Below are 20,288 nucleotides of genomic sequence, written 5' to 3' on the forward strand. Positions count from 1 at the left end.
CTCCCGGGCCTTCCGTGGTTATGCTGCGCGGCCTCCTCCAGGCCTGACGCTCGCGCCGCGGGAAGTTAAGGAACCGGCCGGTTAGATGAGCACGACACCTTCGGCGACGCCGATGGCCCGCAGATCGCGGTACCAGCGCTCGACCGGGTGTTCCTTGGTGAAGCCGTGGCCGCCGAGCAGCTGCACGCCGTCGAGGCCGATCTGCATGCCCTTGTCGGTGGCGAGCTTGCGCGCCAGCGCCGCCTCGCGTGCGAACGACAGGCCCTGCTCCGCGCGTGACGCACCCCGCAGGGTCACGAGCCGCAGGCCGTCGAGTTCGATGGCGATGTTGGCGACCATGAACGCCACCGCCTGGCGGTGCGAGATGGGCTCGCCGAACGCCTCGCGCTCGTTGACGTAGGGGATCACGTAGTCGAGCACGGCCTGTCCGGTGCCCGCGGCGAGCGAGGCCCAGCCCAGGCGGGCCAGGCGCACGGCGTCCGCGTAGTCCTCGGCGCGCGACTTGGAGTCGCCGTCGCCGAGGATGGCGTCGGCGGGCACCGCGACGTTGTCCAGGATCAGCCTGCCGAGACCGGCGGCACGCAGCCCCATGCTCGGATCGGCCTCGACGACCAGGCCCGGCGCGTCGGACTCGACGATGAACAGCGCGGGGCGCCCGTCGAGTTCGGCGGCGATCACGAATAGCTCGGCGTCCGCGGCGGCGGGCACCAGGCTCTTGACGCCGTTGAGCCGGAAACCGCTCGGCGAGCGAACGGCCTTGGTCTGCAACGCGAACGGATCGAACAGTGCGCGCGGCTCGGTGATCACCACGGAGGCCTGCGGTACGGCGTCGCTGGTGAAGGCGGGCAGGTAGGTCTGCTGCTGCGCGTCGGTGCCCCACTGGGACAGGGCGACCGCGACACCGCTCGGCGCGAGGATGGGCAGGGCGAGACCCATATCGCCGTGCGCGAGTGCCTCGGCGACAAGGGAATTGGTGACCGCGCCGCGCTCGGAGGCCGCGCCTTCGAGCTCCTCGGGCACGTTGATCATGGTGATGCCGAGCTCGGCGGCCCGCTCCAGCAGATCGCGCGGCGCCTTCGCGGCGTTATCGGCCTCGTAGGCGGCCGGGCGCAGGATCTCGGCGGCGAATTCACGCACCGTCTCGACGATCATCTGCTGCTCGTCGCTGGGGGTGAGGTCGAAGTAGTCCTTGGTCTTGGACTCGTTGTCGGCCAGCCGCTTCGGCGCACCGCCGCCGGCGACCTTGCTGAAGGCGCGGGTCGCCGCGCCCAGGGTGCGGAAGCCGGTCTTGGTGCCCTCGTAGGTGACTCGCTCGATCGGCTTGCGCAGGTTGTACTTCTCGGCGAGCTCCGACCCGGTGAGGGTCGTCATCACCCGCATCGCCGCCCCCATCCAGTCCCGTTTGGGATGGTTGAGGCCGACCGCGGACGTGTCTGGACGTCGCGTCGTTGCGCTGTCTCGAGTGCTCATCATCACCTGTTTTCTCGGATGGGTGGGGTGAGGTCTGGTCCCAGCTATCTTACTCCTGAGTAAGGCTATCTTACTCCAGAGTAAGAACTGCGTCCACGTGCGTTATTTGTCCGATTCGTAAGGAAGCATGCCGTACGCCGTGCGACCCTGGTCGAGTGCCAGTTGTCGCGGTGCTTTTTGCCACGCTGCTCACCTCAACGGCCACCCGCTACGGCTATCACCGGGACGAGTTGTACTTCCTGGCGGCGGGCAGGCACCTGGATTGGGCGTACTCGGATCAGCCGCTGATCACCCCGTTGCTTGCTCGCGCCATGTCGGCAATCGATGCCGATTCGTTACTGCTGCTGCGCGTTCCGGCCATCCTGGCCGCCACCCTGGTGGTGGTCTGCGCCGGATTGATGGCGCGCGAACTCGGCGGCGGGCGCGGCGCGCAGACGCTGGCCGCTGCCGCGGTGGCCAGCGCGGCATTGCTGATGGGGGCCGGGCACACACTGAGCACGGTGGTGTTCGACCTGGCCACGTGGGCAGTGATCTGCTTGTTGATGCTGAAACTGTTGCGCGGCAACCCGGTTCCCGCGAGCGAAGGCGCCCCGCCCGCACCGAATTCGGGCGGCGGGACGGAACGCGAGGGTGCGGACCGAGTCGCCAGGGTGCGGCGCGAGGGTGACGAGTCGGGTGGGGAGGGGAGTGCGGGGCGCGTGGTTGCGGGCCGGTGGCGACGCCGAGTGGGCAGGGTGGAGCGCACAGGTGGCGAATCGGGCCGGGGGGACGGTGCAGGGCGCGGGGATGCTGGCCGGTGGGGGCGTCTAGTCGGCAGTCGGTTGTCCGATGGCGGCGATCGGTCGGTGCCGGGTGCGGCTCGGTGGTGGCTTGTGATCGGCGTGGTGGTGGGGATCGGGCTGGAGAACAAGTTCCTGCTGATCTTCCCGGCGGCCGCGCTGCTGGTATCGCTGCTGCTGGTCGGGCCGCGGAAGGTGTTCGCCACCAAGTACTTTCCGGCGAGCATCGGTATCGCGGTGGCGCTGTGGCTGCCCTGGCTGTGGTGGCAGGCACGCAACGGCTGGCCGCAGCTGGAGCTGAGCAGGGCTATCGCGGGTGGCTCGTCGGGGACCTCGAATTCGCCGATCATGTTCGTGCTGTTGCAGTTCGGGCTGATGGGGCCGCTGCTGGTTCCGCTGTGGGTATTCGGCTGGTGGCGGCTGTGGCGGGAAAGCCGTTATCGTGCTGTCGCATTGAGCTATGTCGTGCTGTTCGTGCTGTTCGCGGTCACCAGCGGTAAGGCCTACTACCTCGGCAACATGTATCCGATTCTGCTGGCCGCCGGGTCCGTGCCGGTGGCCGCGTGGGCCGGCCGGCGGCGGATTCGCTCGGCGGCGGTCGGTTCGGTGGTGACGGTGAACGCCGTCCTCGGCGCATTGCTGTTCCTGCCGGTGCTTCCCGTTGCGACACTGAAGGATTCGCCGGTACTCGCGGTGAACTACGACGCCGGTGAGACGGTCGGCTGGCCCGAATTCGCGCGCGAGATCGGCGAGGTTCGCGCGAAGCTCGGCGCGGACGTCGCGATCCTGACCGCGAATTACGGTGAGGCGGGCGCCATCGAGCGGTACGGCGCGCCCTACAACTTGCCGACGCCGCACTCCGGCCATAACTCGTACTGGTGGTGGGGTCCGCCGAGCGACACCGCGAGTGTGGTCATCGCGGTCGGTATCCCGCGAGAACGCCTGGCGCACCTGTTCGCCGATATCGAGGCCGCGGGCCGCATCGACAACGGCCGCGCTCTCGACAACGACGAACAGGGCAGGCCGATCTTTCTCTGTCGCGCGCCGCGCGCTCCCTGGTCCGAACTCTGGGCACAGGTGAAGCACCTGAGCTGACCTCATGATCATCAGGAACTCGGGTAAGTGAATCGCGAGAGGGCTTAGGTCAGTTCCTGTTGATCATGAAGATCCCTCCGCGCTAGGTTCCACCCGTGATAAAAGGGCTGGGGAGCGGTCGAATTCGAGGCGCGGTGCTGGCCGCCACGTTGGCGGCGGGCATCTGCGCGGGTGCGCCGAGCGCATCGGCGTCCGTATCGTGCGCGAGCGGATGGACCGCGGATACCGTGGTCAGCGGTGTCGGGAATTTGGAGAATCTCGACTCCGACGGTGCGGGCGGGTTCTACGTCACGGGCATCCTCGACGGATTCTTCGCGCACGTCGACGCGGTGGGGAACTTCGAGAAGCTGGTGACCGGGCTGAGCAATCCCGCGGGCGTCCGGGTCGCCGGCCGGTATGTCTACTTCCTCACCGGCGACGGTGCGGATGTCCCGCCGGGCACCCTGGAGCGCTACGACATCCAGACCCGCGAGGTCACCACCCTGCTCACCGACCTGAACGGCCCGAACGGGTTGCTGTTGCTGCCGGACGGCGATCTGCTGTTCACCACCCTCGGTTTCCACGGCCCGCCCACCGGCATCGCCCGCTACCGGCCATCGACCGGTGAATACACCCGGACCTGGTCCTCGCTGCCGCTGACCAACGGGCTCGCGCTCGCACCCGACGGTAAATCCGTCTACACCGACAACCTGACCCTGCGCGTTTTCCGCATCCCGCTGGACGACCCGAACAATCCGACCGTCGTCGCGGGCCCGCCGACCCTGCTCGCCGTCCCTGACGATATGGAGGCGACCCGCGCGGGCGAACTGTTCGTCGCCGATCATCTCGAAGGCGCTGTCTACCAGGTGGATACCGCGACCGGCGCGGCATGCGCGATCATCACCGGCCTGATCAAACCCGGCGCGCTGCGTAACCCGCCGGACGGCGCGACCTCCGTCCGCATCGTCCGTGACGGCGATGCCTGGGCGCTGTACGTCACCAGCATGGACGGCACACTGCGCCGCCTGCGCCCGCCCGCGGGATTCGACCTCACCCCGGCGGATCCGCGGCGTTGGTCCGAGAACGCCTGAGCCGCGCTGGTACTCGCGCGGGGCGCACTCAGTCGCACTGATGGCCGAAACGGTACGGCTCGGGCGCAGGCCAGCGGTCGTGTACCGCCGTCGGGATGTGGAGGGTCACTGTCGCCGGGAAAGACGTGTCCACCTGGTGTACCAGGTGGTGCGCGGTCGCGCGGTAGCGTCGACTCAGTCCGAGTTCGAGGAGTGAGAATGCCCGCAGCAGCGCCCATGGTCGTAGCCACCGCCGATGACGCCGCCGATATCGCCCGGCTGCGTGATCGCCTGGCCCAGTGGATGGTCGACAACGGTATCGCGCAATGGGTGCCGGGCGAGTACACGCCCGAGATGGTGACCGTGGAATCGGCGCGCGGCGAATGGTTCGTCTGGCGCGACGAATCCGGCGTGCTCACCGCGGCGGTCCGGCTGGTCTGGAGCGATCCGGACTTCTGGGGCGCCGACGACGCCGAGGCGGGTTATATCCACGGCCTCATGGTCGCCCCCGAAAACCGCGGCAACGACCTCGGCGCGCGCATCATCCAATTCTGCGCGGAACGTACGCTCGCCCAAGGCATCACGGTGCAACGCCTGGACACCGCCGCCGACAGCCGCGCCCTCCGCAAGTACTACGCCACTCACGGCTTCATGGAAATCCGCGAGGCCCCCCTGCCACCGCAGTTCCACGGCACCGACCGGGTAGTCCTCATGGAAAAGTCACTCACATAGCATTGCCACTCAGCAGGCGAGTGAGGACCTTGTCGTGGAGGAGGCCGTTGGTGGCGATGGCGTCGCCACCGTGCGGGCCGGGTGTGCCGTCGAGGGCGGTGAAGGTGCCGCCCGCCTCGCGGATCAGGATGTCCAGTGCGGCCAGATCCCACAGGGAGACCTCGGGTTCGGTGGCGATGTCGACTGCGCCCTCGGCCAGCAGGCAGTAGCTGAGGAAGTCGCCATAGCCGCGTACCCGCCACACCTCGTCGGTGAGTGCGATGAAGTTGTCGCGGAGGCCACGGTCGCGCCAGCCGGAAAGGCTGGAGAAGGCGAGGCTCGCGGCGTCGAGCTTGCCGACCGCGGAAACCGAAATCTGTTTCGGTGCACCGGATTCGAAGCGGGTGAAGGCACCCGCGCCCGCCGCCGCCCACCAGCGCCTGGCCAGTGCGGGCGCGCTCACCACGCCGACCACCGGAACGCCGTCTTCCAGCAGCGCGATCAGTGTCGACCAGATCGGCACGCCGCGCACGAAGTTCTTGGTGCCGTCGATCGGGTCGATCACCCACTGGCGACCGCTGAACTCGACATCGCCGCCGAACTCCTCGCCGAGCACCGAATCGCCGGGTCGCTCGGCCCCGAGCACCTCGCGCAGCGCCTGCTCCACCGCGAGGTCGGCGTCCGACACCGGTGTCAGGTCCGGCTTCGCGTCCACCTTCAGGTCGAGCGCGCCGAAGCGCGCCCTGGTGATCGCGTCGGCCGCATCGGCCAGGCGCAGGGCAAGTTCGAGATCGGAGGAGTGTGCAGCCACGGGCAAACCCTATCGAGCACCGGATATCGGCTCGCGCTCGCCGGTGCGTATCGGAGCCGACTCTTGCCCGGAAAACGCGGGCGCCGCGCCATCGGCCCCGCTCCGCTCGACCTCAGGCCGACGCCACTCGGGCTGCGGTGAGAGTGCTTGTCCACCAGTGCAACTGGTCGAGCATGGTCTCGGCCGCCGCGGCCGGTTCCGCCGGATCGCGCAGGTCGCCCTGCTCGTCGAAGAGGAGGAAGTAGCGCGGGAACGTGACGTATTCGCGCAGCGTGTGGGCATTGAGCTCGTTGAAGACCTGGCGCAGGCCCTCGATGGCGAGCAGGCCGCCGCTGTTGCCGCCGTATCCGACGAAGCCGATGGTCTTGCGGCCCCACTGGGTGTAATGCCAGTCGATGGCGGTCTTCAGCGAGGCGGGGAAGCTGCGGTTGATATCGGGGGTGACGATCACCATCGCGTCGGCGGCGGCCAGGCGCTCGGCCAATTCCTCGGTACCCGCGGGACGCACCGGATTCGGTTCCATCAGCGGCGACACCGCGGGCAGCGCGTGCGGCAACTGGTAGTCGGCCAGGTCGATCACATCGACCTCGAAGGCGTCGTGGCGGCGGGCCTGCTCGGCGAACCAGTGGGCGACCACCGGGCCGAAGCGGCCCTCCCGGACGCTGCCGATGATCACCGCGAGGCGCAGAGGCGTGCTGGTCATGATGACTCCTTCGTAGTTCCCGGCGACCTCGATCGGCCGCCGACAACGACTTTGCGGCCCGGCCGAGGCGCTAGGGAGACCACGATGAGAGTGGTAGTGACAGGGCCACTTTAAGAAGCGCGCCGCGCGGTACGTTCGAAAGGTGAGCGACAACGAGATGGGCCTGTTCCTGCGGGTGCGCAGAGAGGCGGTCACTCCCGCCGAGGTCGGGCTGCCGAGTGGGCCGCGTCGTCGCACGCCGGGATTGCGCCGTTCGGAACTGGCCACGCTGGCTGGTGTGAGTGTCGAGTACCTGACGCGGCTCGAGCAGGGACGGGATCGCAATCCCTCGGCGGCCGTGCTGTCCGCACTGGCCGACGCGCTGCGCCTGACCCGAAGCCAGCGCGTGCACCTGCACCAGCTCGGCAAGGCCGCCGATCCCGGCTTCAGCTGCCTCGGCGGCGCGGGCCCGAACCGGGAGGTGCGCCCTGCCGTCCAGGCCATGCTCGACCAGTTGGAGCCCGCACCGGCCGCATTGATGAACCGGCTGAACGAGGTGCTCGTCTGCACCACCGGCTACCGGCGCCTGATGGCGCCGACCGGTCTGCTCGATGACGGCCTGCCGAGCAACTACATCCGCTACGTCTTCACCGACCCGCGCGCCCGCGAGTTCTATCCGGACTGGGCGCACAAGGCGGACAAGGCCGTTGCCTCGCTGAAACAGGGAGCGGGCCGCGCCGATCCGCAGGTCGGCGCACTCGTCGACGAGCTGACCGTCACCGTCGGCCACGAATTCACCCATCGGATGGAGACCATCCCCGGCCTGCCGGACACCAACGGCGTCGGCCGCCTCGACCACCCCGAGGCGGGCATGCTGCGCCTGGCCTACGAGACGCTGCACCTTTCCGCGGACGACGATCAATACCTGATGATCTACCTCCCCGCCGACGACACCACCGCCGCCGCGCTCGATCAGCTGGTCGGCCGCCGCCCCGGCGGACTGCGTGCGGTAGCGGGCTGATCGGTCGCAGCGGACGGAGTCCGCTTCGCGCACGGCCGGAGCGAATGCGGAGGTACGCCTAATTCCATTGCGCAGGACTATTTTTCGCTCGTCATCGGCGGAGGTCGGGCGTAGCATCGACACCTGTGATCGACCGTAGCCACACCCGGCGGCTGTCCGCCGGTTCCGCAGATGTCCTAGCCGAGGCCGTCCGTCGCAGCGCGTCCCAGGCGCTGGGTCAGCTCCGATCCGACGTTTGAAGGGGACCGGCCCCGGCGGCCGATTCCGCGGCGGCGTCGACGGCCTCGCCCGACTACGAACCACCGCTCCGCCCGCGCGTCGCTCGCCGCGCTGCGCCAACCGCCGCGGCACCCCGCCGCCGTGTTTCGTCCACTCCCTCCGGCCCGGTAGCCTTGAACATCGTGCATCCTGACGTTTCCGCCGATCTCGCCGAACTCGACGCCACGCTCAAGACGGTCGAGTCTGTTCTCGACATCGAGGAGCTGCGCCGCCGCATCGATGAGCTCGAACACCAGGCAGCGGACCCTGAACTGTGGAACAACCAGGAGCACGCCCAGCAGGTGACGAGCGAGCTTTCGCACGCCCAGGGTGAACTACGCCGGGTCGAGGAGCTGCGCCAGCGGCTCGACGACCTGCCGGTGCTGTACGAACTGGCCGAGGACGAGGAGGGCGAGGCCAAGACGGCCGCGCTGGCCGAGGCCGACGCCGAGCGTGCCGCGCTACACGGCGATGTGGAGGCCATGGAGGTCCGCACGCTGCTGTCCGGCGAGTACGACCAGCGCGAGGCGCTGGTCAACATCCGTTCCGGCGCCGGCGGCGTCGACGCCGCGGACTGGGCCGAGATGCTGATGCGCATGTACATCCGCTGGGCCGACCGGCACAAGTACGCGGTGGAGGTCTACGACACCTCCTACGCCGAAGAGGCGGGCATCAAGAGCGCGACCTTCGCGGTGAAGAGCCCGTACGCCTACGGCACCCTCTCGGTCGAGATGGGCACCCACCGCCTGGTCCGGATCAGCCCGTTCGACAACCAGGGCCGCCGCCAGACCTCCTTCGCCGAGGTCGAGGTGCTGCCGGTGGTGGAGACCACCGACCACATCGAGATCCCCGAGGGCGAGATCCGGGTCGACGTGTACCGCTCGTCCGGCCCCGGTGGTCAGAGCGTCAACACCACCGACTCCGCGGTCCGCCTGACCCACATTCCGACCGGCATCGTCGTCACCTGTCAGAACGAGAAGTCGCAGCTGCAGAACAAGATCTCGGCGATGCGCGTGCTACAGGCCAAGCTACTCGAGCGCAAGCGCCAGGAGGAGCGCGCCGAAATGGACGCGCTCAAGACCAACGAGGGCGCGTCCTGGGGTAACCAGATGCGTTCGTACGTGCTGCACCCGTATCAGATGGTCAAGGATCTGCGCACCAACTACGAGGTCAACAACCCCTCGGCGGTGCTCGACGGCGATATCGACGGCTTCATCGAATCCGGGATCCGCTGGCGGATGCGGGAGCAGGCCAGCTAGATGGATACCGCGATCCAGACCATGGGCTCGACCGACTTCACGAACTGGTTGCGCGGGCCCGGCCTGGAAATCGTGCTGCTGATCCTCGGCGCGATGCTGTTCAGCAGGTTCGCCACCTTCATCAGGGACCGGATCACCCGCAAGATCGACGCCCAGTTCCGCAGCAGCGACGCGCTGGTGCGCTCGGAGGCCGCCAAGCATCGGCACGCGCTCGCGCAGGTGGTCACCTGGGTGGTGCTGACCATCGTCTACGTGCTCGTCGGCATGGAAGTGCTGCGTCGCATGGGCTTCGGGGTCAGCGGCCTGGTGGCGCCCGCCGCGGTGCTCGGCGCCGCACTCGGTTTCGGCGCGCAGCGCATCGTGCAGGACATCCTCGCCGGGTTCTTCCTGATCACCGAGCGGCAGTACGGATTCGGTGACGTGGTTCGCATCGCGGTCACCGGAGCCGCGGAGCAGGCCGAGGGTACGGTCGAGGATGTCACGCTGCGGATCACCACCTTGCGCAACGCGGACGGTGAGGTGGTCACCGTACCCAACGGGCAGATCGTGAAAGTCGTCAATCTGTCCAAGGATTGGGCGCGTGCCGCGATCGATGTGCCGGTGGCGGCCAGCGTGGACATCACCCGGGTCAACGAGATCCTGCACCAGGTCGGTACACAGGCGTACCAGGACCCACGACTGAAACCGCTGCTGCTCGACGAACCCACCGTGATGGGCGTCGAGGATCTGACGGTAGATCAGATGAACATCCGAATGGTTGCCCGCACGTTGCCGGGCAAACAGTTCGAAGTCGGACGCGAGCTGCGGGTGCGGGTTGCCGCGGCACTGCGCCGGGAGGGAATCAGTGAGACCACGTAGATCCACGGCGATCCTGATGGCAACCTGGGTCGCCACGTTCGTGCTGTACCTGTTCGTCAAGCCGGATCAACCACTTCCGCAGCGGTCCGAACCGCCGCTGAATACCGTACCGGCAGCGGTGATCCCGGTGATTCCCGGCCGCTGAGCAGTATTCGATCGGCGGCGCTCCCGGGCCCTGCGTGGTTACACTGCGCTGCCGCCTCCGTGCCATCGCTCGCGCCGCGGTCGCGGCGCCTGGGGTGCACGGCTGTTGCTGGCTACACTGGCTACCCGTGATCACGATGCGGCACGTCACCAAGTCGTACAAGACCTCTACCCGGCCCGCGCTGGACAACGTCTCCGTCGATGTGGAAAAGGGCGAATTCGTCTTCATCATCGGCCCGTCCGGTTCCGGCAAGTCGACCTTCATGCGGCTGCTGCTGCGGGAGGAGGTGCCGACGGCGGGGGAGATCCAGGTCGCCGACTTCCGGGTCGACCGGCTGCCCGGCCGCAAGGTGCCGAAGCTGCGCCAGCGCATGGGGTGCGTCTTCCAGGACTTCCGGCTGCTGCAGCAGAAGACCGTGCAGCAGAACGTGGCGTTCGCGCTGGAGGTGATCGGCAAGCGGCGCCAGTTCATCGAGCGCACGGTGCCCGAGGTGCTCGACATGGTCGGGCTCGCAGGGAAAGCGGATCGACTACCAGGTGAGCTGTCCGGCGGTGAGCAGCAGCGGGTGGCGATCGCGCGCGCGTTCGTCAACCGGCCGCTGGTCCTGCTGGCCGACGAACCGACCGGCAACCTCGACCCCGACACCAGCGGCGACATCATGGCGCTGCTCGGGCGGATCAACCGAACCGGGACAACGGTGGTGATGGCGACCCACGACAACCACATCGTCGACGCCATGCGCAAGCGCGTGGTCGAACTCGATCGCGGCAGGCTGGTCCGCGACGAGGCGACCGGCGTCTACGGGGTGGGGCGGTAATGCGCGCGAGCTTTCTGTTCGGCGAGGTCTTCCGTGGGCTGCGCCGAAACGTCACCATCACGCTGGCGATGATCCTGACCATCGCGGTATCGCTGACCATGCTCGGCGGCGGCTTCCTCTCGGTGCGGATGGTCGACAAGATCGAGCACTACTTCAGCGGCCGGGTCGAGCTGCGATTCGTGATGAACGAGGAGGTCTCGAGAACCGATCAGGACTGCTCCGCGGAGGCGTGCAAGTCACTGGTCGCCGATCTGAAGAATGTGCCCGGCGTCGAGAGCGTGCAGTTCGTCAGCCGGGCCGCCGCCGTGCGGCTGGTGCAGGAGTCGTGGAAGGACCAGCCCGCGATGGTCGAATCGCTCACGCAGACGCCGTTTCCGGCGATCGTGCGGGTGAAATCGGCGGACCCCAAGCAGTATCCGGACCTCATCAAGCAGTTCAAGGATCATGCCGGCGTCAAATTCGCCACCAGTGATCAGGAGGTCATCAACCGGCTGATCAGTATGTTCAACGGGTTGCGCAACGCGGCCTTCGGCCTGGCGCTGATGATGGGGCTCGCGGCGCTGCTGCTGATCGCGAACATGGTGCAGATCGCGGCGTTCACCCGGCGCACCGAGGTCGGGATCATGCGGCTGGTCGGCGCGACCAGGTGGTACACGCAGCTGCCGTTCCTGCTCGAGGCGGTGGTCGCGGCGGTGATCGGCGCGTTCCTCGCGGTGGCCGGTTTGTTCGTCGCCCGGCCGCTGGTGATCGATCGGGTGCTCGGGCAGCTGTTCGACGAGAACGTCTTCCCGCGCATCACCGGCGAGGACATCGCCACCGTCGCCTTCTATATCGCGCCGATCGGCATCATTGTCGCCGCGATCGCCGCGTACGCCACGCTGCGCCTGTACGTGCGGGAGTGATTTCGGTTATCCACATGTGGAGTAACACCCGGTCCGCCCGCGATCCGCGCCGTCGTACCGGCACGGCGGCCGGACGGCACTCGTAGGATGGGCCGGGTGACTCCCCCCGACGCTTTCGCGGCCGTAGCGAGCGATGACGTGCACGCCGAAATCGGTGCGGCACAACAGGTTCTACGCAAGGTCTTCGGCTACGACAGTTTCCGCGGTGATCAGGCGCAGATCGTCGAGCATGTGGTGGCAGGCGGGGACGCGCTGGTGCTGATGCCGACCGGCGGCGGCAAGTCGCTGTGCTATCAGGTGCCCGCGCTGGTCCGCCCCGGTGTCGGCGTGGTGATCTCGCCGCTGATCGCGCTGATGCAGGACCAGGTCGACGCGCTCAGCGCGCTCGGTGTGCGCGCCGGATTCCTGAACTCGACGCAGTTCCCGGACGAGCGCCGCACGGTCGAGGCACAGTTCGTGGCAGGCGAACTCGACCTGCTGTATCTGGCGCCGGAGCGCCTGCGCCTGGAATCGACCGCGCAGCTGCTGGAGCGGGGAAAGATCGCGCTGTTCGCCATCGACGAGGCGCACTGTGTGTCGCAGTGGGGCCACGACTTCCGGCCCGACTATCTCGAACTGTCGATGCTGCACCAGCGCTGGCCGGATGTCCCGCGCGTCGCGCTGACCGCCACCGCGACCGCGAAGACGCGCGACGAGATCGTCCATCGGCTCGATCTCGGGAACGCCAGGCAGTTCGTCGCCAGCTTCGACCGGCCCAATATCCAGTACCGGATCGAGCCGAAGAACCGGCCCGACCATCAACTGCTCGACTTCCTGCGCACCGAGCACGCGGGCGACGCGGGCATCGTCTACTGCCTCTCGCGCAATTCGGTGGAGAAGACCGCGGCCTTCCTCACCGAGAACGGCATCAGCGCGGTGCCCTATCACGCGGGGCTGGACAACCGGACCCGCGCCACCAACCAGGCGCGCTTCCTGCGCGAGGACGGCCTGGTCGTGGTCGCCACCATCGCCTTCGGCATGGGTATCGATAAGCCGGACGTGCGTTTCGTCGCCCATCTCGACCTGCCGAAATCCGTGGAGGGCTACTACCAGGAGACCGGCCGCGCTGGCCGCGACGGGCAGCCGTCGACCGCGTGGATGGTGTACGGGCTCAGCGATGTCGTGCAGCAGCGCAAGATGATCGACAGCTCCGAGGGTGACGCCGCGCACCGCAGGCAGCTCCAATTGCACCTGGACGCGATGCTCGCGCTGTGCGAGACGGTGACCTGCCGCCGGGTCCAGCTGCTCAACTACTTCGGGCAGACCGACGGCGCGCCGTGCGGCAACTGCGACACCTGCCTGACCCCGCCCGAATCCTGGGACGGCACCGTGCCCGCGCAGAAGCTGCTCTCGACGGTGTTGCGGCTCAAGCGCGAACGCGGCCAGAGCTTCGGCGCGGGCCACATCATCGAGATCCTGCTCGGCAAGAAGAACCAGAAGGTGCTCCAGCACGATCATCACGAGCTGAAGGTCTTCGGTATCGGCACCGATCTGCGCGATATCGAATGGCGCGGCGTGGTCAGGCAATTGCTCGCCAAGGGGCTGCTCGCGGTGCACGGCGACTACGGCGTGCTCACCCTCACCGAGGCGAGCAACGAGGTGCTGTTCGAGGGGAGACAGGTACTGCTGCGCCGCGAGCCGGAGCGCGCGGCGAAACCGGCGCGCGCGTCGAAAAGCAAAGCGCCCGTTGCGGATATGGCTCCGACGGATGTGCCGCTGTTCGAGCGGTTGCGCGAGTGGCGGGCGGCGACTGCCAAGGAACAGGGCGTGCCTGCCTATGTCGTCTTCCACGATGCGACGCTGCGCGAGATCGCGGCGCGCAAGCCGTCGAGCCTGGCCGATCTCGGCACCGTCGGCGGGGTCGGCGAGAACAAGTTGGCCAAGTACGGCGAGCAGGTGCTCGACGTGCTCGCGGCCGACTGATCCTACGATTCACCGTCCGGTAACCGATGCGTTGCTGTTGGTTCAGTCGTGCACTGCACGCTCTGCCCGACAGACATTTCACGAGACGATGAGGTTCACAGCATGCGGTTCGCACCGTCCAAGTCCCGGCTTGCCCGGGCCGGCGCCCTCGCCGGCGCCGCTGCCCTTCTGGTCGGAGTCGTCGCATCCTGCGGCTCGGACTCCGCCAAGCAGTCGAGCGGCGATCTGTTCGCCCAGGCCGCGCCGGGCAAGGCGAGTGAGAACGGCGGTGCCCGCAGGCTCACCGGCGATCGCAGTGAGGCACTGCGCGCGTCGATCAACGGCAACCAGGCCAAGAACGTCATCCTGCTGATCGGCGACGGCATGGGCGATTCCGAGATCACCGTGGCGCGCAACGTCGCCGAGGGCGCCGGCGGCTTCTTCAAGGGCATCGACGCGCTGCCGCTCACCGGCCAGTACACCCACTACTCGCTGGACAAGGCGACCGGAAAGCCGGACTACGTCACCGATTCCGCGGCGAGCGGCACCGCGTGGGCCACCGGGACCAAGACCTACAACGGCGCCATCGGCGTCGACATCAAGGGCAATCCGCAGGCCAACCTGATCGAGATCGCCAAGGCGAACGGCAAGGCCACCGGTAACGTGACCACCGCCGAGATCCAGGACGCCACCCCCGCCGTGCAGGGTGCGCACGTCACCGAGCGCAAGTGCTACGGGCCCGAGGAAACCGCGCTGAAGTGTCCGACCAACGCGCTGGAGAAGGGCGGCCTCGGCTCGATCAGCGAGCAGCTGCTCACCACCCGCGCCGACGTCACCCTCGGCGGCGGCGCGAAGAGCTTCGAACAGAAGGCCACCGCGGGCCAGTACCAGGGCAAGACGCTGAAGGAGCAGGCGGAGGCGCGCGGCTACAATCTGGTCTCCGACAAGACGGGCCTGGACGGCGTCAGCAAGGCCGATCAGGACCAGCCGCTGCTCGGCCTGTTCGCGCCCGGCAACATGCCGGTCCGGCTGACCGGTGACAAGGCCGTGCACAACGGCCTCGCCCTGCCCGCGCAGACCTGCCGCCCGAACCCGGAGCGCAAGGACACCGCACCCGAGCTGGCCGCGATGACCCGCAAGGCGATCGACCTGCTCAAGGGCCGCAAGGACGGCTTCTTCCTCCAGGTCGAGGGCGCGTCCATCGACAAGCAGGACCACGAGGCCAACCCGTGCGGCCAGGTCGGTGAGACCGTCGACCTCGACGCCGCCGTGCAGGCCGCGCTCGAATTCGCCAAGCAGGACGGCAACACCCTGGTCATCGTGACCGCCGACCACGCGCACTCGAGCCAGATCGTCCCGCTCGACACCAAGTCGCCCGCGCTCACCAGCAAGGTGGTCACCAAGGACGGCGCCGAGATGGCCGTGTCCTACGGCAACGCCGAAGAGGGTGGCTCGCAGGAGCACACCGGCACCCAGCTGCGCGTCGCCGCCTACGGTCCGCGCGCCGCGAACGTGGTCGGCCTGACCGATCAGACGGATATGTTCTTCACCATCTCCGACGCACTCGGACTGGACCGGACCAAGAAGGCAGCGGCCGCGGGCAAGTAGGGTGCGATCCCCACGCAGGCGGGGGATGGTCCGTAATGTCCTCGGTCGTGAGTAACGACAACGGATTCGGCCGCCGCGGCTTCCTAGCCGGGGCGGCCTCCGTCGCGGCCGGCGCAACGCTGGCGGGTCTGACGCCCGCCCAAGCGGTCCCGGTCGCGGCGGGCGTCACCAAGTTCGCCTTCCCGACCGAGCGATCGCTGCGGGTGCTCGTCACCGGTGACGCGGGCACCGGGACGCGCACCCAGTGGGCGGTCGCCGACGCCGCGCGGGAATACCATGCGCGCAAGCCGTTTTCGGTCGCGCTCGGGCTCGGCGACAACATCTACGAGAGTGGGCCCAACGGCGCCGCCGACGTGCAGTTCGCCACCAAATTCGAAAACCCCAACGCGGGATTGGATTTCCCGTGGCTGATGGTGCTGGGCAACCACGACAACAGTTCGATCATCGGCGGTGACGGCGCCTGGCTGCTGCGCGGCAACGACGAGGTGGAGTATCACGCGAACTCCGCGCGCTGGTGGATGCCGAGCCGGTACTACTCGGTGCGACTGCCGGATCCGGATCCGGTGGTCGAATTCTTCGTGCTCGACGTGAACCCGCTCGCCTCCTACATTCCGCCGGTCTTCGCGCCGTACTGGGCCGTCGACGGTCAGTTCATGAACGAGCAGCGCGCCTGGCTGGATCGGGCGCTGGCCGAATCGCCCGCGCGCTGGAAGATCGTCTGCACCCATCAGCCGTACCTCAGCAACGGTCCGCACGGCGACGCGGGCCGCTACGAGGGACTGTCCATCGAGCCGATCAACGGCGTGCACGTCAAACGGTTCTTCGAAGATCACGTGCTCGGCAAATGCCAGGTGCTGCTCTCCGGGCACGATCACACGCTGCAGGTGCTCGAGCCGACACCCGCCTCGAAGGGCACCCGCCAGATCGTCTCCGGCGCCGCGGCCAAGACGGCGGGCAAGGGTGCGGGCGGCAATGCCTCGCTGTACGAGACCTGCACCGAACTCGGCTTCATGGTCATGGATATCGCCGCCGATCGCCTCGAACTCGGCGTGCACACCGTCGACCCGGCTTCCGGCGCGGCCACCGAGGTTTTCACCCGTCGTCTCGCCTGAATTCCGATCCCGTTGCGGTGCCGCATAATTGCGGCACGGCACCGGTTCGGCCGCTACGGTGCTGGCTATGGCATCCGATGGCCCGGGGGACGGTGGGTCCGATTACTCCGGCGGTCCGTCGTCCGAGGTACCGGACGCGCCGCGCGGCCCGTCACGGCACGGCGACCCCTCGGTGGAGAACGTCTGGCTCGGCAGGCGCCCGCCACCGCCGCCGCGCCGCCATCGCGGACCCCGCCCGTCCACCGCGCTGCTGCTCATCGCCTTCATCACGGCGCTCGTGTGCTACCTGATGCTGCGCCCCGGCGGCTGACGGCCGCGGTCCCAGCTCCGGCCTGGGAATAATCGCGTTGCGCCTTCACTTAAGGTTGATCGTTATGAAGGAAAAGGGCCGGAAGGTCATCGCGACCAACCGCCGGGCGCGGCACAACTACACGATCCTCGACGTCTACGAGGCGGGGATCGCGCTGGTCGGCACCGAGGTGAAGAGCCTGCGCGAGGGCAAGGCCTCGCTGGTCGACGCCTTCGCGACCGTGGACAACGGCGAGGTGTGGCTGCGCGGGTTGCACATTCCCGAGTTCAGCCACGGCACCTGGACCAACCACTCGCCGCGCCGGGTGCGCAAGTTGCTGCTGCACAAGCGCGAGATCCAGCATCTGGTCGGCAAGTCGCGCGAGGGCAACCAGACGCTGGTGCCGCTGTCCATGTACTTCTCCGACGGCAAGGTGAAGGTCGAGATCGCGCTGGCCAAGGGCAAGCAGGACTACGACAAGCGCCAGGACATCGCGCGCCGCACCGCCGAGCGTGAGGTCACCCGCGAAATAGGGCGGCGGATCAAAGGCATGCGTTGACGGTATTGCTGGCGCTGATAGCCGCTGTCGGCTACGGCGTGAGCGACTACTTCGGCGGAGTGGCATCGCGCCGGGTCACCGCATTGCGGATCGTCATCTACTCCTATCCGCTCTCGGTGCTGCTCGTCGTGCTCGCCATGCTGACGATGCCGCTGCTCTCGCTGTCCGCGGGCAGTCCGGACGCGGCATCGATCGGCTGGGGTGTGGCCGCCGGGCTGTCCAGCGGTTTCGCCGTGTGGTGGTTCTACGCCGCGCTCGCCGACGGTCCGATGGCGGTGGTTTCGCCGGTGACCGCGGTACTGGTCGCGGGCGTTCCGGTGCTCGTCGGCCTCGCGATCGGTGAGCGGCCGGGCCCGCTCGCCTTCGCCGGGATCGCGTTCGCGTTGGTCGCGGTGCTGCTGGCCAGCCGGGAATCGCCGGACGCCGTCACCGAGGAGATCATCGGCGGGCGCGAGCTGCGCTTCGACCGCAGGGTCGCGCTGCTCACCGTCGGATCGGGGGTGGCCTACGGTTTCGCCTTCGTCTTCCTCCATGAGACCAGCGGGTCCGCCGGGCTGTGGCCGCTGCTGGCTCAGCGGCTCGCGGCCACCGGGGTGGTGTGGTTCACCGCGTTCACGCAGCGAGATTTCGGGCGCCTGCGCGGCGAACCGCTGCGGCTCGCGGTGTGGATCAGCGTGCTCGACGTGATCAGCAACGCGGCGCTGCTGTACGCGTTCCACGGATCGCTGCTCTCGCTGGTCAGCGTGATCGGCTCGCTGTATCCGGCCGCGACGGTCCTGCTGGCCATGGTGCTGCTCGGTGAACGCGTCGGCCGGCTCCAAAAGATCGGCCTCGCACTGGCTCTCGTGGCCGTCGGCCTGATCGCCGTCGCCTGACATCACACGGTGTGCGTGCAGGGGCTGTGCATCTGGAGGCGCTGCATAGTGGGACCGCGGAAGTCGGGAGACAGCGTGCGTGAGCCCATCGGCGCGGTGGGATCGGGCACGCTGATCACCGCTCGCTGCGCGGTCAGGTCGGGTTCGGCGCGGCCGTAGGTCTGGGTGGCGACCATGCCCTCGGCGTCGACCGCGAGCCCGTCCAGGGTTTTGCGCAGTCCAGCCCTGGTCAATGCGCCCGAGCTGGCTGCCTTGGTGAGCAGCGCCTTGAGTGGATAGCTGGTTGCCCAGCCGAGGTTGTAGCCGAAGTTCGCCGGTTCGTGCGGTGCGGCGGCCCTGGCGTGCTGGACGCCCGGGGAGTCGCCGTCCCAGCCGTCCACCGGTGAGGTGTAGTTGTACAGCGCGGTGAGCGCGGTGGCTGCGGGTGTATTGAGCAGCGCGCCGTTCCACGTCGGAGTCGAGCCGAGGAAGCGTCCGGCGAATCCGGACTTGGCCAGCTTGCCGACGATCTCCGCGGTCTCCGCCGCGCCGGTCGCCAGCAGCACCAGATCCGGTGGGTTGGACAGGATCTCGCCGATCGGCCCGTCCTGGCTGCCGACCTCGACATTCGGGCCGGTGTCGATGCGCGCGGTGATCGTCGCGCCGTTATCGATCGCCCACTTCAACGCGCCGCTGGCGTAGTCGCCGCCGTAGTTGCCGCGATAGGCGATCACCGAGATGGTGCGCGGCGGAAACTTGTTCTGCGCGAACCAATCCAAGCCCATGATGGCCTCGGTGCAGTACGAATAGCCGCCGTCGAGAACGAGATTCAGGTCGACATCGCGGTACTGCCAGCCCGACCACAGCGTGCCCGCCGCGGTGATCAGGTTCGCGGTATCCATATCGTGCAGCACCGCCAGCGTCTGCGCGGTGCCGAGGCTCATGGCCAGCGCGAGCACATGCGGCGCGATCGACGCGTACTCGGTCGCGTGCCTGCGCGGGTCATAACCGGTATCCCTGGAGTAGGTGGTGATGTCGATCTCATATCCGCCGATACCGCCGGACCGGTTGACCTCGTCCCAGAACGCCAGCTGACCGTCCTGCAGCGATTTCCCCAGCACCGAGAACGGCCCGGACTCCAGATCCGACAGCACCCCCAGATAGATGCAGCCCTTGTCCTCGTGGACCGGATGCGGGCACGGCTCGCGGCTCACGCCGGGCGCCGGTTGGCCGCCGGAGCTGGGCGAACACGCTGCGGTAAGGACAAGACCGGCGGCGATCGGGGCCGCAGCGAGCCGGCACAGCGCGCGCCGGGCAGGGGTGAATCGCATGGTGACGCCTCCCTCATCTCGACCGCTCGGGGGACCCAATCCTGGTGCGGCCGAAGTGAAACGGTACCTGTCACGCAATCCGGGGAGGCCGGATTGGTTGCATCCGCCGCAACGGCGGATAATGGAATGAACCGGTGTTCGCCGGGTGTTAACATGACTAGCCCGGCAAGGTGCCGGGACGTACGGGGCTGAACGGTTTCGACTGCGTACGTTGATTCAGGGGAAGCGTGTCGGTGCAGGCAAGAGACCACCGTAAGCGTCGCTGCAACCAATTAAGCGCCGATTCTCATCAGCGCGACTACGCCCTCGCTGCCTAAGTAGCAGGACGTGTCTGTCAGTCCGGGTTCGTCCCTCGACCCGGGTACTGGCATCAGCTAGAGGGAATTACCGTCCGCATCGGTCGCGGGTGCGGACGGGACATCAAACAGCGACTGGGATCGTCATCCGAGCTTGTTCGCGAGACCCGGAGATCCAAGTAGAGACCTAGCGAACTGCACACGGAGAAGCCCTGAAGACACGGCGGAGGACCCGGGTTCGATTCCCGGCAGCTCCACAGCGAGAATCCCCCTGATCGGCGACGAAAGTCGCAGGTCAGGGGGATTTTTCTGCTGTCTAGGTCGAACGATAGAGGCCAAATTGTGTTGACGGCGTCAACAATCGGAGATGCCGAAGGACGCTCGGAGGGTGTGTTTCCGCAGGTTGTCTAGGGTTTGTCTGGCAAGTCCCATGCCGATTCG

19 protein-coding genes and 1 other RNA gene are annotated in these 20,288 nt (G+C 67.8%); 16 read left to right on the top strand and 4 right to left on the bottom strand.

Going from position 1 to position 20,288, the window contains the following annotated elements; all coding sequences use genetic code 11:
* Positions 1–81: 81 nt before the first annotated feature.
* Positions 82–1,476 carry an acyl-CoA dehydrogenase family protein gene (locus ACIG5A_RS34260; protein ID WP_397247769.1) on the bottom strand — a complete coding sequence of 465 codons (1,395 nt, stop codon included), beginning with the start codon at positions 1,474–1,476 and terminating at the stop codon, positions 82–84.
* Positions 1,477–1,625: 149 nt separating this feature from the next.
* On the opposite strand from ACIG5A_RS34260, the gene ACIG5A_RS34265 reads away from it, so the two are divergent.
* The 3 genes from ACIG5A_RS34265 to ACIG5A_RS34275 all read left to right on the top strand — a co-directional run bounded on the left by ACIG5A_RS34265 (position 1,626) and on the right by ACIG5A_RS34275 (position 5,125).
* A complete protein-coding gene (locus ACIG5A_RS34265) occupies positions 1,626–3,344 on the top strand; it encodes a hypothetical protein (RefSeq protein WP_397247771.1) in 1,719 nt (572 codons plus the stop codon).
* 95 nt (positions 3,345–3,439) lie between these two features.
* Positions 3,440–4,414, top strand: a complete 975-nt coding sequence (locus ACIG5A_RS34270) for an SMP-30/gluconolactonase/LRE family protein (protein ID WP_397247773.1) — start codon at positions 3,440–3,442, stop codon at positions 4,412–4,414.
* A 198-nt stretch (positions 4,415–4,612) separates the two neighbouring features.
* Positions 4,613–5,125 (top strand): GNAT family N-acetyltransferase, encoded by a 513-nt coding sequence (locus ACIG5A_RS34275; RefSeq protein WP_397247775.1) that lies wholly within the window; start codon positions 4,613–4,615, stop codon positions 5,123–5,125.
* Here ACIG5A_RS34275 and hisN read toward each other — a convergent pair.
* A complete protein-coding gene (hisN, locus tag ACIG5A_RS34280; protein ID WP_397247778.1) occupies positions 5,118–5,915 on the bottom strand; it encodes a histidinol-phosphatase in 798 nt (265 codons plus the stop codon). The genes ACIG5A_RS34275 and hisN overlap by 8 nt on opposite strands.
* A gap of 112 nt (positions 5,916–6,027) precedes the next feature.
* Positions 6,028–6,618, bottom strand: coding sequence for an NADPH-dependent FMN reductase (locus tag ACIG5A_RS34285; protein WP_397247780.1), 591 nt, complete (start codon positions 6,616–6,618; stop codon positions 6,028–6,030).
* Positions 6,619–6,760: 142 nt separating this feature from the next.
* On the opposite strand from ACIG5A_RS34285, the gene ACIG5A_RS34290 reads away from it, so the two are divergent.
* The 12 genes from ACIG5A_RS34290 to ACIG5A_RS34345 all read left to right on the top strand — a co-directional run bounded on the left by ACIG5A_RS34290 (position 6,761) and on the right by ACIG5A_RS34345 (position 18,241).
* Complete coding sequence (locus tag ACIG5A_RS34290) at positions 6,761–7,618, top strand: helix-turn-helix domain-containing protein (RefSeq protein WP_397247782.1); 858 nt, start codon at positions 6,761–6,763, stop codon at positions 7,616–7,618.
* A 401-nt stretch (positions 7,619–8,019) separates the two neighbouring features.
* Positions 8,020–9,135 (top strand): peptide chain release factor 2, encoded by a 1,116-nt coding sequence (gene prfB / locus ACIG5A_RS34295; RefSeq protein WP_397247784.1) that lies wholly within the window; start codon positions 8,020–8,022, stop codon positions 9,133–9,135.
* Positions 9,136–9,993 carry a mechanosensitive ion channel family protein gene (locus ACIG5A_RS34300; RefSeq protein ID WP_397247786.1) on the top strand — a complete coding sequence of 286 codons (858 nt, stop codon included), beginning with the start codon at positions 9,136–9,138 and terminating at the stop codon, positions 9,991–9,993.
* 16 nt (positions 9,994–10,009) lie between these two features.
* A complete protein-coding gene (locus ACIG5A_RS34305; protein WP_397247788.1) occupies positions 10,010–10,138 on the top strand; it encodes a hypothetical protein in 129 nt (42 codons plus the stop codon).
* Positions 10,139–10,274: 136 nt separating this feature from the next.
* A complete protein-coding gene (gene ftsE, locus ACIG5A_RS34310; protein ID WP_397248019.1) occupies positions 10,275–10,955 on the top strand; it encodes a cell division ATP-binding protein FtsE in 681 nt (226 codons plus the stop codon).
* Positions 10,955–11,857, top strand: coding sequence for a permease-like cell division protein FtsX (gene ftsX / locus ACIG5A_RS34315; protein ID WP_397247790.1), 903 nt, complete (start codon positions 10,955–10,957; stop codon positions 11,855–11,857). Before ftsE ends, ftsX begins: the two co-directional genes overlap by 1 nt.
* Before the next feature lie 96 nt (positions 11,858–11,953).
* Entirely contained in the window at positions 11,954–13,819 is a 1,866-nt protein-coding gene (gene recQ / locus ACIG5A_RS34320; RefSeq protein WP_397247792.1) for a DNA helicase RecQ, read from the top strand.
* 102 nt (positions 13,820–13,921) lie between these two features.
* On the top strand, positions 13,922–15,406 hold the full coding sequence (phoA, locus tag ACIG5A_RS34325; RefSeq protein ID WP_397247794.1) for an alkaline phosphatase: 1,485 nt from the start codon (positions 13,922–13,924) through the stop codon (positions 15,404–15,406).
* A 47-nt stretch (positions 15,407–15,453) separates the two neighbouring features.
* Entirely contained in the window at positions 15,454–16,518 is a 1,065-nt protein-coding gene (locus tag ACIG5A_RS34330; RefSeq protein ID WP_397247796.1) for a metallophosphoesterase, read from the top strand.
* A 67-nt stretch (positions 16,519–16,585) separates the two neighbouring features.
* Complete coding sequence (locus ACIG5A_RS34335; RefSeq protein ID WP_397247798.1) at positions 16,586–16,828, top strand: hypothetical protein; 243 nt, start codon at positions 16,586–16,588, stop codon at positions 16,826–16,828.
* A gap of 64 nt (positions 16,829–16,892) precedes the next feature.
* The gene (gene smpB / locus ACIG5A_RS34340) at positions 16,893–17,366 is read left to right on the top strand and encodes an SsrA-binding protein SmpB (protein WP_397247800.1); all 474 of its coding nucleotides are present in this window, start codon (positions 16,893–16,895) and stop codon (positions 17,364–17,366) included.
* Between the two features lie 5 nt (positions 17,367–17,371).
* Positions 17,372–18,241 carry an EamA family transporter gene (locus tag ACIG5A_RS34345; RefSeq protein WP_397248021.1) on the top strand — a complete coding sequence of 290 codons (870 nt, stop codon included), beginning with the start codon at positions 17,372–17,374 and terminating at the stop codon, positions 18,239–18,241.
* A 2-nt stretch (positions 18,242–18,243) separates the two neighbouring features.
* On the opposite strand, the gene ACIG5A_RS34350 is transcribed toward ACIG5A_RS34345, so the two are convergent.
* Positions 18,244–19,551: an ABC transporter substrate-binding protein gene (locus tag ACIG5A_RS34350; RefSeq protein WP_397247802.1), complete on the bottom strand. Its 1,308-nt coding sequence runs from the start codon at positions 19,549–19,551 to the stop codon at positions 18,244–18,246.
* 184 nt (positions 19,552–19,735) lie between these two features.
* Between ACIG5A_RS34350 and ssrA the strand changes: the two genes are divergently transcribed.
* Positions 19,736–20,107: a transfer-messenger RNA gene (ssrA, locus tag ACIG5A_RS34355) on the top strand.
* The last annotated feature ends 181 nt before the right edge of the window (positions 20,108–20,288 follow it).

The organism is Nocardia sp. NPDC052566 (assembly GCF_044547285.1).
GTDB lineage: Bacteria > Actinomycetota > Actinomycetes > Mycobacteriales > Mycobacteriaceae > Nocardia.